The 13,954-nt window shown below is 35.4% G+C and carries 16 protein-coding genes; 14 read left to right on the plus strand and 2 right to left on the minus strand.

Features of this window, described 5'->3' with window-relative positions:
* The first annotated feature begins 38 nt into the window (after positions 1-38).
* The 5 genes from ACQW5G_RS05110 (at position 39) to ACQW5G_RS05130 (ending at position 3,973) form a co-directional block, all read left to right on the plus strand.
* A complete protein-coding gene (locus ACQW5G_RS05110) occupies positions 39-923 on the plus strand; it encodes an aldo/keto reductase (protein WP_429970394.1) in 885 nt (294 codons plus the stop codon).
* Between the two features lie 97 nt (positions 924-1,020).
* Positions 1,021-1,875 (plus strand): hypothetical protein, encoded by an 855-nt coding sequence (locus ACQW5G_RS05115; protein ID WP_429970395.1) that lies wholly within the window; start codon positions 1,021-1,023, stop codon positions 1,873-1,875.
* A 50-nt stretch (positions 1,876-1,925) separates the two neighbouring features.
* Complete coding sequence (locus ACQW5G_RS05120; protein ID WP_429970396.1) at positions 1,926-3,041, plus strand: alpha/beta hydrolase; 1,116 nt, start codon at positions 1,926-1,928, stop codon at positions 3,039-3,041.
* 77 nt (positions 3,042-3,118) lie between these two features.
* Positions 3,119-3,373: an acyl carrier protein gene (locus ACQW5G_RS05125; protein ID WP_056958480.1), complete on the plus strand. Its 255-nt coding sequence runs from the start codon at positions 3,119-3,121 to the stop codon at positions 3,371-3,373.
* A 21-nt stretch (positions 3,374-3,394) separates the two neighbouring features.
* Positions 3,395-3,973 (plus strand): 4'-phosphopantetheinyl transferase family protein, encoded by a 579-nt coding sequence (locus tag ACQW5G_RS05130; RefSeq protein WP_429970397.1) that lies wholly within the window; start codon positions 3,395-3,397, stop codon positions 3,971-3,973.
* Positions 3,974-4,027: 54 nt separating this feature from the next.
* Here the strand turns inward: ACQW5G_RS05130 and ACQW5G_RS05135 are convergent, their stop codons facing one another.
* Entirely contained in the window at positions 4,028-5,290 is a 1,263-nt protein-coding gene (locus ACQW5G_RS05135; protein ID WP_429970398.1) for an adenylosuccinate synthase, read from the minus strand.
* Between the two features lie 218 nt (positions 5,291-5,508).
* On the opposite strand from ACQW5G_RS05135, the gene purB reads away from it, so the two are divergent.
* A complete protein-coding gene (gene purB / locus ACQW5G_RS05140) occupies positions 5,509-6,804 on the plus strand; it encodes an adenylosuccinate lyase (RefSeq protein WP_429970399.1) in 1,296 nt (431 codons plus the stop codon).
* Positions 6,805-6,876: 72 nt separating this feature from the next.
* Positions 6,877-8,262: a class II fumarate hydratase gene (locus ACQW5G_RS05145; protein ID WP_429970400.1), complete on the plus strand. Its 1,386-nt coding sequence runs from the start codon at positions 6,877-6,879 to the stop codon at positions 8,260-8,262.
* A 52-nt stretch (positions 8,263-8,314) separates the two neighbouring features.
* Here ACQW5G_RS05145 and ACQW5G_RS05150 read toward each other — a convergent pair whose 3' ends face one another.
* Positions 8,315-9,313 (minus strand): YczE/YyaS/YitT family protein, encoded by a 999-nt coding sequence (locus ACQW5G_RS05150; RefSeq protein WP_429970401.1) that lies wholly within the window; start codon positions 9,311-9,313, stop codon positions 8,315-8,317.
* 172 nt (positions 9,314-9,485) lie between these two features.
* On the opposite strand from ACQW5G_RS05150, the gene ACQW5G_RS05155 reads away from it, so the two are divergent.
* The 7 genes from ACQW5G_RS05155 to ACQW5G_RS05185 all read left to right on the plus strand — a co-directional run bounded on the left by ACQW5G_RS05155 (position 9,486) and on the right by ACQW5G_RS05185 (position 13,952).
* Positions 9,486-9,656 (plus strand): hypothetical protein, encoded by a 171-nt coding sequence (locus ACQW5G_RS05155; protein WP_429970402.1) that lies wholly within the window; start codon positions 9,486-9,488, stop codon positions 9,654-9,656.
* Positions 9,657-9,718: 62 nt separating this feature from the next.
* Complete coding sequence (locus tag ACQW5G_RS05160) at positions 9,719-10,210, plus strand: helix-turn-helix domain-containing protein (protein ID WP_429970275.1); 492 nt, start codon at positions 9,719-9,721, stop codon at positions 10,208-10,210.
* Positions 10,183-11,076 carry an IS3 family transposase gene (locus ACQW5G_RS05165; protein ID WP_429970274.1) on the plus strand — a complete coding sequence of 298 codons (894 nt, stop codon included), beginning with the start codon at positions 10,183-10,185 and terminating at the stop codon, positions 11,074-11,076. Before ACQW5G_RS05160 ends, ACQW5G_RS05165 begins: the two co-directional genes overlap by 28 nt.
* Before the next feature lie 254 nt (positions 11,077-11,330).
* Entirely contained in the window at positions 11,331-11,777 is a 447-nt protein-coding gene (gene fabZ, locus ACQW5G_RS05170) for a 3-hydroxyacyl-ACP dehydratase FabZ (protein WP_429970403.1), read from the plus strand.
* Complete coding sequence (locus tag ACQW5G_RS05175) at positions 11,774-12,754, plus strand: beta-ketoacyl-ACP synthase III (RefSeq protein ID WP_429971886.1); 981 nt, start codon at positions 11,774-11,776, stop codon at positions 12,752-12,754. The genes fabZ and ACQW5G_RS05175 overlap by 4 nt, the downstream gene beginning before the upstream one ends.
* A gap of 10 nt (positions 12,755-12,764) precedes the next feature.
* Positions 12,765-13,019, plus strand: a complete 255-nt coding sequence (locus tag ACQW5G_RS05180) for an acyl carrier protein (protein ID WP_429970404.1) — start codon at positions 12,765-12,767, stop codon at positions 13,017-13,019.
* A gap of 18 nt (positions 13,020-13,037) precedes the next feature.
* Positions 13,038-13,952, plus strand: coding sequence for an ACP S-malonyltransferase (locus ACQW5G_RS05185; RefSeq protein WP_429970405.1), 915 nt, complete (start codon positions 13,038-13,040; stop codon positions 13,950-13,952).
* Positions 13,953-13,954: the final 2 nt, after the last annotated feature.

Consider the following 13,954-nt stretch of genomic DNA (forward strand, 5'->3'; position numbering starts at 1 on the left):
AATTTAAGAGCTTTATAATTTAAATGGGGTGATTTAATATGGATTTGAATTTGGAATCAACAGTAAGATTAAATAATGGTGTTGATATGCCTAGACTTGGAATGGGTGTTTGGCGGAGCGATAACGCTACTGCTTCTCAATCTGTTCGTTGGGCATTAAAACACGGCTACAAAGCGATTGATACTGCCAAGCAATACGGAAATGAAGCTGGGGTTGGTGATGGACTTGCTCAAGGATTAGCTGAAAATGATTTAAACCGAAGTGACGTCTTTTTAACTACTAAAATTTTCAATGGTGATGCAGGTTACGAATCAACTATCACTGCGTTTGAAGATCAACTAGCACGTTTGAAAACCCGTTATATTGATTTAGTGCTAATTCATTGGCCAGTAACCGGAAAATATAATGAAACTTGGCGTGCTCTAGAAGATTTATATATGGCAGGTAAAATAAGAGCCATTGGAGTATCAAACTTTGATATTCAACGACTACGTGATTTGATGAAACATGCTTCAATTAAACCAGTGATTAATCAAATGGAATTTAATCCATTAGAACAAGAAACAGATATTAAAGATTACTGTGATCGTCACAATATTCAATTAGAAGCCTGGTCACCATTAGGTCATGGTGATGCACTTAACAATGAACAAATTAAACAAATTGCTGATAAATACAATAAATCAACTGCTCAAGTAATTATTCGTTGGGAATTACAACGTGGAATTAATACCATTCCTAAATCAACCCACGAAGAGTTTATTAAAGAAAATGCGGATGTTTATGATTTTGCATTGTCTGATGAAGACATGGAATTGATTAATAGCTTAAACCTTGATAAACGATCAATTTGGTATGGAGATTTTCAATGGAGCGGTAATCCAGATGGGGTTGCTGATTCTGTTGATCAATGGGATAAATAATCAAAAGTCACTCTTAGTTGGGTGGCTTTTTTGCTTGGGTTTAATCAAGGTGCTATATCTGGTAAAATATATAGTAATTACTTAGGAGGAAGTTAACATGATTATTGATGTATTAAAAGACGGTTTTAAAACCGTTAAAGAACATAAATGGGTAATTTTAGGAATGTGGTTACCATCATTTATCGTTGGACTTATTGCTAATGGATTCTCAAATAGTAGTTCTGTTACTAGTGCCGCAGCTAGTGCAACTTACAATCCAAGTGCCTTTTTAAACGCAATCCAAGGATCATTCTTTGCAATGATTATTATTTCATTGATTGTTACTTTGCTTAAAGTTTCATTACAAATGGGACTTTTCCAATCAGATACTGATGGAAAATTTGAATTCAAAAAAGCCTTTGTTGGTTTTAAAGACCTAACTTGGATTTCAATCATTGGAATTTCATTCTTAGTTGGTTTAATCGGAATGGTATTTTTCTTTATTTTTGGAATTGCCGTTGCTGGATTTGCAATTACTGGAATTAGCCAACAAAATGCTATGTTCTTTGCAATTGCAGCTGCCGTTGCTTTAATTGGTGTAGCAGTATATGCATATATTGCGTTAGGTTTGTACTTTGTCTACTTATCTTATTACGCTGATACTAAAAAAGAAGATAATGGTCTTTTCAAAGCATTTCCTAAGACTTGGAAATTAATGAAAGGTCACCGTTACCAATTACTAGGTTTAGTAGTATTACAAGCACTTATGTTTGTGGCTGCTGTAATCGTATTTGGAGCTCTTTCAGTATTTGCAATTTGGTTAGTATCATTAATTCACGTAACCGGATTCGCAGTTGCTTTAGCAATTATCTTAGGTCTTGTAATTTTTGTTGCAGGATTAGTAGTATTTTTATTCTTCCAATTCTGGTTTACCATGAATGGAATTAAGTTCTTCGAAAGACTTAACAAGTAATCAACGCGAACTCACCCACTGCGGTGAGTTTTTTTGAAAGGAAAAATAACATGAAAAATAATCAAGATTGGGCTCCTACAACAGCCGAATATTACCACCGTCTTAAACAAATCTCACCTAATTACAGTGTTGCTAATTTCAAACGGAATGATGATAATATCTTAGTTAACAAGAAATCATTAGCCGTTGAAGATACGTTGGACAGTTACACAATTAATTTTGATAAAAGCCGTCATGGTCATCACGTTGCCCGTAGTTTAGCTACTGAACGTGCTAACAATGATGCTTCATCAGCTGAAGCACAAAAGGCTTTAGCTGAACGTGAAACTAATGGTTGTTACGATTTAGATCTTTCGTACAATATCGTTAAAAGTGAAATTGATATTAAGGACGCCGTATTATACCAATATGATTTCCAAAACGATGTAGAAAAGAAACCGGCTTTTATTTACTTCCACGGTGGTAATTTTTACGGAAATACTCCAGATAACACGGAAAACTTTGGTAAGAAACTTGCTGAATTAATGGAAGGGGAAGTCTTTAACGTTGATTATCCTCGTACTCCTGAAGCTGACGTTGATACCTTAACTAGTGCCGCCTGGCATGCAGTTGAATATGTTGCAACTCACGCTGAAGAAATACACGTTGATCCAGCTCGGATCTTTGTAACTGGTGATAGCGCTGGTGGTAACATTGCTGCTGTTATGACTAATTTAGATACTGAAAAAGAAATTGGCTATATTGCTGGACAAGTTTTAATTTACCCCATGTTAGACGTAGAAACCGTTCCAACTAAGCAAAAGTTGCCAGCAATGGAAGAATTTGCTACAAAGTTAATTGAAGATATGGATGATGAAAACATTGAATCTTTGAAGACTTTAAAAGCCATTTATCCCGGTTCACACGAAATGAGTGATGCTATTATTTCACCAATTAACAGTAGTGAAGAAGATTTTGCTAAGGCTCCTCGGACCATGGTTGTGGCTGCTGAATATGATTGCTTAACTCCTCAAGGTTACACATATGCCAAAAGTGTCGCAGAAACTCATGACGATGTTGACTATATTTGGTATGCCGGAATGATGCACGGATTCGTTACTAGAATGGGGATTATCCCACAAGCTGAAGACCTTGCCCGTGAAATGGCTCTTTGGGCTAAGCGTTAGAATTTTATATATTAATTGAGATTGTGTTAAAATTAGTCTGTTACATAATTTTAATATGAATTAATGGAGAGATAATCATGGCTGAAAAAGCAAATAAAGAACAAATTTTTGATGAAATTAAAGAAATCGTTGTAGATCAAACTGATCTTGACGCAAGCAAGATTACTATGGACGCTAACTTCAAGGAAAACTTGGAATTAGATAGTCTTGATGTTTTCGAAATCGTTGATGCACTTGAAGACAAATACGATATCGAAATTGATGGTGACGAAGGTATGGCAACTGTTAAAGACTTAGTTGATTACGTTGCTAAACAAATCGACGCAAAATAAGTTTACTTGGAGGGTTCGCACTTGTTGAAATTTAAGAGTGGGAGACTCACTGATTTACAATATCAACCATATTACAAAGATTTAGGAATTGAAGATCATTCGAAGCAACAACAGACTTTAGTGGGTAAAATTTTACTGGCTAAGTTGTTAGAACTTCCGGAAAAGACTTTCTTATCTGGGGATGCAATTGCTGAGGGTGAACACGGTAAACCTTATTTTAAGGACCGTGATGAACATTTCAACATTTCCCATTCAGGTAACTTAGTGACGGTCGCTGTTTCTGATCAACCAATTGGAATTGATATTGAAGAAATTAAACCCAAACAACTTGATAAATTAAGTCATGCTTTTAACGTTGGAGAACTTGCTTATCTAAACAAGCTAAAAGATCCACGTAAATCAGAACAAATTTTACGTTTGTGGACGATTAAAGAAGCGGTCTTAAAAGAATTGGGCTTAGGTTTGGTAAGTAAACCAAAAAGCATTGAAATTGCATTACCACGGATGGATTATGCCACACGTGATGGTGTAAAATTCAAAATTGACTTTTTAGGAATTGATCACCAATATATTGGAACGATGGCTACTAAAGTTAAGTAAATTAAAAGAGGAATATCGCATTTGCGATATTCCTCTTTTTGTATGCTTTAAATTTTAACGTTTATGAGTTTGTTCACGGTCAGGACCAACTGAGTACCAGTCGATTGGAACATTAACTAATTGTTCAACGGCTTTAATGTAGTTTTGAGCGCCTTCAGGAAGTTTGTCGAAAGTATCACACTTAGTAGTGTCAACTTTCCAACCTGGGAATTCTTGGTAAATTGGTTTACATTTAGCAAGCACATCTAAGTTAGCAGGGTAGAAGTCGATGATTTTACCATCTAATTCATAACCAGTACATACTTTGATGGTATCTAAACCATCTAAGACGTCGACACAGTTCATAGCTAAACTAGTTAAACCAGATACACGGGCAGCGTGACGAAGAGCTACAGTATCTAACCAACCGATTCGACGAGGACGTTTAGTAACAGTACCATATTCATGGGCAGTTTCTCTGATGTAATCACCATCAGCGTTTAATTGTTCAGTAGGGAAAGGACCTTCACCAACACGTGATGTGTAGGATTTGCAGACACCGATAACATCAGTAATCTTAGTAGGACCAATTCCGGCACCAACTGCAGCACCACCGGCTACGGGGTTTGATGAAGTAACGTATGGGTAAGTACCATGGTCGATATCAAGCATGATACCTTGAGCACCTTCGAAAAGAATATTTTTACCATCAGCTTGATTTAACATATCTGAGGTATCAGTAACGTATTTCTTCATTCGTTGACCATATTCTTTGTATTCTTCATACATTGAATCGAAGTCTAATGGTTCTACTTCGTATAGTTTAGTTAATAATTCGTTCTTTTGACGAAGAGTTTCTTTTAAAACTCGTTTTAATGTTTCAGGGTAAATTAAATCAGCAACACGAATACCAACACGAGCAATTTTGTCCATGTAAGCAGGTCCGATACCTTTTTGTGTAGTACCAATCTTGTTAGTACGTCCCTTTTCGCTAAGACGGTCTAATAAGATGTGGTAAGGCATGATAACTTGCGCGCGTGAAGAAATGCGGAGGTTATCTGTAGGAACTCCGTTATCGTTTAAGTATTTCATTTCGCGGAATAAAGATTTGGGGTTAAGAACAACTCCGTTACCAATCATGGCAATCTTATCTGAATAAAAAATACCTGAAGGAAGAAGTTGGAGAGCGAACTTTTGATCGTTGAATACGATTGTGTGTCCGGCGTTATCCCCACCTTGATAACGAGCGATAATATCTGAATCTTTGGCTAAGAAATCAACAATCTTTCCTTTACCTTCATCGCCCCATTGACTACCAACTACAATTGTAACTGACATATTTGTGCACCTCATATAAATCTTTCTTATTTTTGAACCACAGTAATTTTAGCAATCATCATTAAGAATTTCAAGAGTTTAGCCAAAATTTGTGAAAATAAAGTTCGGATTTAATTATCTTCCATAATATAAGTGATATTTATCCAGTTTGATTGACAAAAAACACGAACAATAGGAAAATAAAGGTATTAAGAAGCTAAGCTGGAGGATATTAAAAAATGATTGAACGTTATACCAGGGAACCAATGGCTAAAATTTGGAGTAAACATAACCAATACCAAACTTGGTTAGATGTTGAAATTGCAATTGATGAAGCATGGAACAAACAAGGTTTGATTCCGGATGCTGATATTGATGCGATTCACGCTAATGCTAAGTTTGATGCAAATGAAATTGATGAAATCGAAAAAGTTACGCATCATGATGTGGTAGCTTTCACTCGTAACGTATCAGAATACCTTGGACCAGAAAAACGCTGGATTCATTATGGTGTTACTAGTACTGATGTGGTTGATACAGCTCAAGGACTTCGTTTAAAACAAGCTAATAAAGTATTAAAAGAAGATATCCAAACATTAATGGACACTATTCAAGCACAAGCTTTGAAATATAAGATGACTGTTATGATGGGTCGTACTCATGGTGTCCAAGCAGAACCAACTACTTTTGGATTAAAACTTGCTCGTTGGTATTCAGAAATGAAACGGAACCAAAAACGGTTCAATGAAGCCGCTGCTGAAGTTGAAGCTGGTAAGATTTCTGGGGCTGTTGGTACTTTTGCTAACATCGATCCTGAAATTGAAGCTTATGTATGTAAGAAGTTGGGATTACGACCACAAGAAATTGCTAGCCAAGTGCTTCCCCGCGATTTGCATGCTGAATACATTGCAACGATTGCCTTAATTGGAACTAGTTTGGAAAACTTTGCCACTGAAATCAGAAGTCTACAACGTTCTGAAATTCATGAAGTTGAGGAACATTTCAATGCTGGACAAAAAGGTTCATCAGCAATGCCACACAAACGTAACCCAATTGGTTCAGAAAACGTAACTGGATTAGCTCGTACGCTTCGTGGTTTAATTACCACTGCTTACGAAAATGTTTCTCTTTGGCATGAACGTGATATCTCACATTCATCAGCTGAACGAATCATATTACCAGAATCAACTACTTTACTAGATTATATGTTGCATCGTTTCAACCGCATCTTGAAGAACCTTGATGTGTTCCCAGAACGGATGAAATCAAACATGAACATTACTCATGGTTTAATTTACAGTCAACGTGTCATGCTTAAATTAATCGACAGTGGGATGAGTCGTGAAGGGGCTTATGATTTAGTGCAACCACTTACTGCCCAATCATGGGATAACCAAGAAGCATTTAAACCATTGGTTGAAAACAATGCCGAAATTATGAAACATCTTAGCAAAGCGGATGTTGATGACGCATTTGATTACCATTACCACTTACGTCATGTTGATGACATTTTCAAACGAGTTGGTTTAGAATAAAAAAACAGTTAAAATAGTCCCCAGTACATACTGAGAACTATTTTTTTACATACAATTAAAGGAGTCAGATCAATGACAGATGATTATCGAATTGAAAGTGACACATTAGGAGAAGTTAAGGTTCCTAAAACGGCATTATGGGGCGCTCAAACTGAACGGAGTCGCCATAATTTTCCCACAGGACCACTTATGCCAGTTTACGTAATTAGAGCGCTAATCAACGTTAAATTAGCTGCAGCTAAGGTTAATGCTGCAGAAGGTGAATTAGACCAACATCGTGCGGATTTAATTGAACAAGCAGCTAATCATTTGTTGGCTTTAGATGATGAAAAATTAATGCAAGATTTCCCACTTCACGTTTACCAAACTGGATCTGGGACCCAAACTAACATGAACGTGAATGAAGTATTAGCACACGTTGCTAATCAAATTGATACGGATGCCAAGATTTTACCGAATGATGATGTAAACCATTCTCAAAGTTCAAATGATACCTTTCCCACAGCGATGAATATTGCGGCTGTTGAAGCCGTTAATCAAATGCTTCCAGAATTAGAACGTTTGATTGTTGTCTTTGATAAGTTATCAGCAAAATACTGGGACATCGTTAAAATTGGCCGGACGCATTTACAAGATGCTACTCCACTAACTTTTGGTCAGGAAATTTCAGGTTGGTCAAGTACACTGAAACATGATGTTGCATTTATTAAAATGAATGCCAAAGGCTTACTAGATTTACCCATCGGTGGAACAGCCGTTGGAACTGGTTTGAATGCTGAACCAGGTTTCGATCAAGAGATGGTCAATACTTTAAGTAGTGTTTATAATGAGAAATTTGAAGTAGAAAACAAATTCTATGGATTAGCAGCTCATACCGCTATCACAGATACTCATGGGGCAGTGGCAACTTTAGCGACTGATTTAATGAAAATTTCGAATGATATTCGTTTTCTAGCTAGTGGACCTCGTGCCGGATATGGTGAAATTACAATTCCAGCTAACGAACCAGGTTCATCAATTATGCCTGGTAAAGTTAATCCCACTCAAACTGAAGCTATGACTATGGCAGCTACCCGAATTATGGGAAACAATACTACCATTGAAGTTGCTAACAGCCAAGGTAACTTTGAAATGAACGTTTATAAACCAGTGATCATTGCAACTTTCATTGAATCAGTAAACTTACTAGTTGGTTTATTACCAAACTATACTGACAAATTAGTTGCTGGTATTGAAGTTAATGAAGCTGAAATGAAACGCTTAGTTGATACTTCATTGATGACAGTGACTGCTTTATCACCCCATATTGGTTATCACAATGCAGCTGAAATTGCACAACTTGCTATGAAATATGGCTTAAATTTACGTGAAGCCGCGGTAAAATCAGGTTTATTAAGTGGAGCTGATTTTGATAAATGGGTAGTTCCATTAAACATGACTAATAATGATCGTAAATAATTGATTGGATAACAAAAGGACTCGTCGAATGACGAGTCCTTTTCGTTTGAATTTAGCTTTGAGCATGATTGTTACTGTTGTTAGTATTACGTGGAGTTCTGTGGAGTTCACCACGTTTGTCACGTTTTACCATTTCAGCAATTAACATTCTGTATTGAGTCCGGTATTCATTGTATGCACGTTGTGATTCTTGCATGCTGTGTTCAGTATCTTGAATCTTCTTCAATAATTCTTGGTTAGTGTAACCAGCTAAATGCATTTGGAAATCTAAAGTTGAATTGTAAGCATTTGATAGTGAGTTGTAACCGTTCTTAGTAGCGTTAGTAACTACATTTGCCAATGACTTCATCGTTGGTTTTTCACTAATTTGGTTAATGTAATCCATCATAGGGGTACTTAATGAACGATCCCAATGAGAAATCAAAGGACCAGCGAAGAACGCAACCACGATTGAAGCAAAACCAATTGGTCCACTTGCAAGAAGGGCAGCAATTAAGAAACAAACATCTTGTCCAATTCTGGCCGTTTTATATTTGATATGGAAACGACTAGAAATAATTGGGGCAATTGCATCATAAGGAGCAACCCCAAGACTTGGAGCCATGTAAAGGGAACTACCAGCAGTAAACATCAATAATCCTAAGATTAAATCAGCAATTAGAACTAAGGCAGTGACCTTACCAGGAAACATGGTGTGGTAAATTGATGAGAACCATTGAATTTCAAATCCAACGAATACCATGTTCATAATTGTTCCAATTCCGATTTTTTTACGATCAAGGAAGAAAACAAAAATGAAAATTACCAAGTTAGCACCCAATTGGTAAACACCAAGGGTAGTATGTAATTTGGTAGCCATCCCAATATTTAAAGCAGTAAAGGGATCTAGACCTAAAATTGGTGAAGCTTTTAATAAAGCAGCACCCATTGATAAAATAGCAATACCAACGAATGACATTAGGGTACGAAGCAGAACATTAAGAGTACGACCCCATACTGACAGGTTTTGTTGCGCAGTAGGATCGCTTGTTTGTGAGCTTTGATTTTCCATATTTAATTCAGTTCCTTTCAAATAAGTGCGCGTTAATGTGACTATTATAACACATTCACAAACTTCGGAAACTTTGTTGACAATAAATTGAAAGAAAACATGATAAATTTTTTCAACTATATTATAATTAATGTTAAGTAAGATACAAATCTTTAGATGAGGAGGTATTTTTATGAAGTTTTTAGAACTTGGCAAAAAAGAAGTTAACGCCATAAATAAATGGAGAGCACGAGAAGAACGTACAAACCAATTACATCGGTTAATGCATCTTGGTAAAGAAACAACATTAAAATTAACCGAACATCAAATCAATCTATTTATGCAAATCAAATTAAAATATTAATAATAAAAAACGAAGTTGAACTGAACCCCTTAAATTGGAGAACCCAATTTAGGAGGTTCTTTTTGTTTACATCAGAAATCAAATTAGCTGCTATTAAAGATTACAATAATGGCGTTCCAACAAATACTATAATGCGAAAATATGGTATTAAGGGTACAGCTACGCTGTACGAATGGATAAAACGTTTAGAAATATTTGGTGAAAGTGGATTAATTAATAATTCAACCAAGACACGATACTCTTATTCATTTAAAATTAAGGTTATAAATTGGCGTCTTGAAAATAATGAATCATATCCTAATACTTCACGTTACTTTAAAATTAGGAATCCTGTGACAATATTTCAGTGGGAAAAGTTATTATCAATTGGACGTCTAAAACCTTTTAAAGGAAGACTAATCAAAATGAATAATAATAAAGAATCACTAGAGGAAAAATTAAACAGACTTGAACAAGAAAACACCTACTTAAAAGCTAAAATTCAATACATGGGAAAAATAAAAGCCTTAACTCAAAGTCAAAAGAAATGCCAAACAGAGAAAAAACACAAATAATTACTGAGTTAAGGCGTGACTTTAATTACCCGTTACACATGTTATTAGATATAGCAGAAATATCTAGTAGTAGTTATCATGATTCATTAAAACGTGACTATTCTAGTAATGACCAAAGGGTCATTGCAGAAATCAAAAGAATTAGGTCTGAATTTATTGATTATGGATATAGAAGGATTACTTTAGAATTAAATAATTTAGGATTTAAAATAAATCACAAAAAAGTCCTCCGAATAATGAATTCAGAAGGACTATTGTGTACTGCTTATGAAAGAAAAACTAGAAAATATAATTCATACAAAGGAAAACGTGGAAAAGTATCTCCCAATAGAATTAATAGACGATTCAAAACTGACAGACCTTTACAGAAAATAGTTACTGACGTTACTGAAATACGTTGGGGTAATAAGACCATGAATGAACGAGCTTATTTTACAGCATATATGGATTTGTATAATAACGAAATTATAACCTGGAGTCTAAGTTTGCATCCAACTGTAGAGTTTGTTGTAAAACCTTTAGCAGAATTAGTTTTAGCTCGTCCAAAATTAAAATATCGTATGACAGTTCATTCTGATCAAGGATTTCAATATCAAAATGCAAAATTCGTAAATATTTTGAAAGATAATAAAGTATTTCAAAGCATGAGCCGTAAGGCTACATGTTTGGATAATGCTTGTATTGAAAGTTTTTTCAATCAATTAAAAGTTGGAACAATTCATAACTTTAGTTATGATAGTTACTCAAAACTAAAGTCAGCTGTTAATAAATACGTCCATATATATAATAATTATCGTATTAAAGAAAAACTGGGCGGAATGTCACCGGTTCAATACCGGCTCTATTCCGCCCAGAAAATTGCATAACCATTCTCCAATTTTAAGGGTTCAGGTCAAGTTTGAAATCCGGCTTCGTTTTTTATATATTTAAAGTTAAATCAAAGTTTGTTACTCATTGATACATGTGTAACAGAGTTTTGAGTAGACTATAAACCCTTGCTATCACAAGGATTGTACATAATGTTACAGACATGTTTCAAAATTAAAATTGGTAAAATACGCCTAAATTGCAGAAAATTAGATTGTTAAATAAACGAGAAGAATTTTTAGAGGTGGAAAACATGGCTGTAATGAACGCAAAAGAAATTATGGATTTAATCCCTAACCGTTACCCAATCTTATTTATCGATCGAGTAGACGAAATGGTACCGGGTGAATCAATTGTTGCAACTAAAAATGTAACTATTAATGAAGAATATTTCCAAGGACATTTTCCTGGCAACCCAGTGATGCCTGGAGTTTTGATTATTGAATCAATGGCACAAGTTGCTTCAATCTTAATTTTAAAATCACCACAATTTGAAAATAAAACTGCTTATCTAGGTAGCATCAAAAATGCTAAATTCAGACGAATGGTTGAACCTGGTGACGTATTAACTTTCCACGTTACTATGGAAAAAGTTCGTGACCGTACTGGATCAGTGAACTGTATTGCTTACGTTGGTGACGAAAAATGTTGTGAAACTAAACTAACATTTATTGTTGATAAGAATGAAAGAACTCAATAATCATGAATAGCTTTAGAATTAAAGCAATTGCTAAATCCATTCCCCAAAAAGTGGTGACTAATGATGATTTGACTAAAATCATGGATACTTCAGATGAATGGATTAAACGACGAACTGGAATTACTCAACGACATATTGCAACAAGAGAAACGAATACTTCAATGTGTATTGATGTTGCGAAACAACTAGTTGAAAAAGCTGGAATCGATGTTGATACAATTAATTTCATCATTGTAGCAACTATGTCAGGTGATTACCAAACACCTTCAACAGCTGCGAGTGTTCAAGGTGCGATTCATGCTGATCATGCCGTAGCTTTTGATGTTGATGCTGCTTGTTCTGGATTTGTATACGGAACTTCAGTTATGAATTCCTTACTTGCTGGTAAACCCAATGGCATTGGAATTGTCATTGGTGGTGAAAAATTAAGTCGCTTAATCAATTGGCAAGATCGTGGGACTGCGGTACTATTTGGTGATGGAGCTGCTGGAATTTTAGTGCAAAATGACGGTAGTACTTCCCAAGTTGTGAGCGAAAATTTAAGTACATATGGCGCGGATGGAATGTGTTTAACTGCTGGTCATCATGCAGGGCAAAATCCATTTGGTGAAAACCAAGAACAAGATGATCCCTACATTAAAATGGACGGACATGCAGTTTATAATTTTGCAACTAAACGAGCCCCCGAATCAATTGAGCAAGCTGTTGCGGATGCAGGTTTACAATTAAATGATATTAAGTATTTCATTATGCACCAAGCTAATGAAAGAATTGTAAAACGGGTAGCTAAAAAATTAGGTTTATCAATGGATAAATTTCCAGTTAATATTGATAAATATGGGAATACTGCTGCCGCTAGTGAACCAATTTTATTTACTGAATTAGAAGAACAAGGATTATTGCAACGGGGCGACTACCTAGCTTTAACTGGTTTTGGTGGCGGACTTACGGTTGGAACAGTAATCATTAAATATTAGGAGAATTATTATGACTGAAAACAATCAAGCTCAAATTTTAGATAAGATCAAAGAAATCGTGGCTGATCAATTAGATGATATTAATGTTGACGATATTAAATTAGATACCGACCTTAAAAATGGGTTAGACTTAGATAGTCTAGATATTTTCGAAATCGTTGATGCCTTAGAAGACGAATATGATATCGAAATTGACGGTGACGAAGGAATTAAAACTGTTCAACAATTAGTTGATTACGTTGAAAAACAAATTAACGCAAAATAATTCAAGGATTGATAGTTAATGAAAAAAATTGGTTATTTATTTAGTGGTCAAGGAAGTCAGTTTGCTAATATGGGAGCTGACCTTTATCAATCAGAACCAACTTACAAACAAGTTATTGATGCAGCTTCTGAAGTTTTAGGTTTTGATTTATCACAACCAGATAATATGGATGATCCGCAAAATGTCCAAATGGCAATTCTTGCAATGAGTTTTGGGATTTACCAAACAATTGCAAATGAATTACCAGCTCCAGTTGCAATGACTGGTTTAAGTTTAGGGGAATACTCAGGTTTAGTAGCTAGTCAGGCACTTGATTTTAAAACGGCAATTGCCTTAATTAAGGATCGTTCTCATTATATGGAACAAGCTGGAATTAATCATCCAGGATCAATGGCTGCAATTTTAAAATTAGCTCCAAGTAAGGTTACTGAAATTTGTCAAACAATTCCGGAAGCTTTTCCAGCTAATTACAACACAGCAACGCAAACTGTGATTGGTGGAACGGATGCTGGAGTTAAACAAGCTTGTGAGGAACTGAAAGCGGCAGGCGCAAAACGCGTAGTTCCACTCAAAGTAGCGGTTGCTTCACATACTCCTTTGATGCAAGAGGCTAGCGATAACTTAGCTAAACGACTTAAAGATGTAAAATTTAGTCCCTTTCAAGTTCCGGTTATTAGCAATACAACTGTAGAACCATTTACTGATGAAAATGTGAAAGCCACTTTACGTGCGCAATTGATTAACCCAACTCACTTTGAAGGTGATTTGAATTACATTAAGGATCATTACGATGTTGATACCTTAATTGAAATTGGACCCGGTGAAACACTTAGTCGGTTTGCTAAAAAGACCTTAAAAGACGTCCAAACATATCATATTGATAGTGTTGAAACTTTAAATGCAGTAAAACAAGCAATACATACGGAGGATTAATG

Origin of the sequence: Fructilactobacillus sp. Tb1 (assembly GCF_050500285.1) — a bacterium.
GTDB lineage: Bacteria > Bacillota > Bacilli > Lactobacillales > Lactobacillaceae > Fructilactobacillus.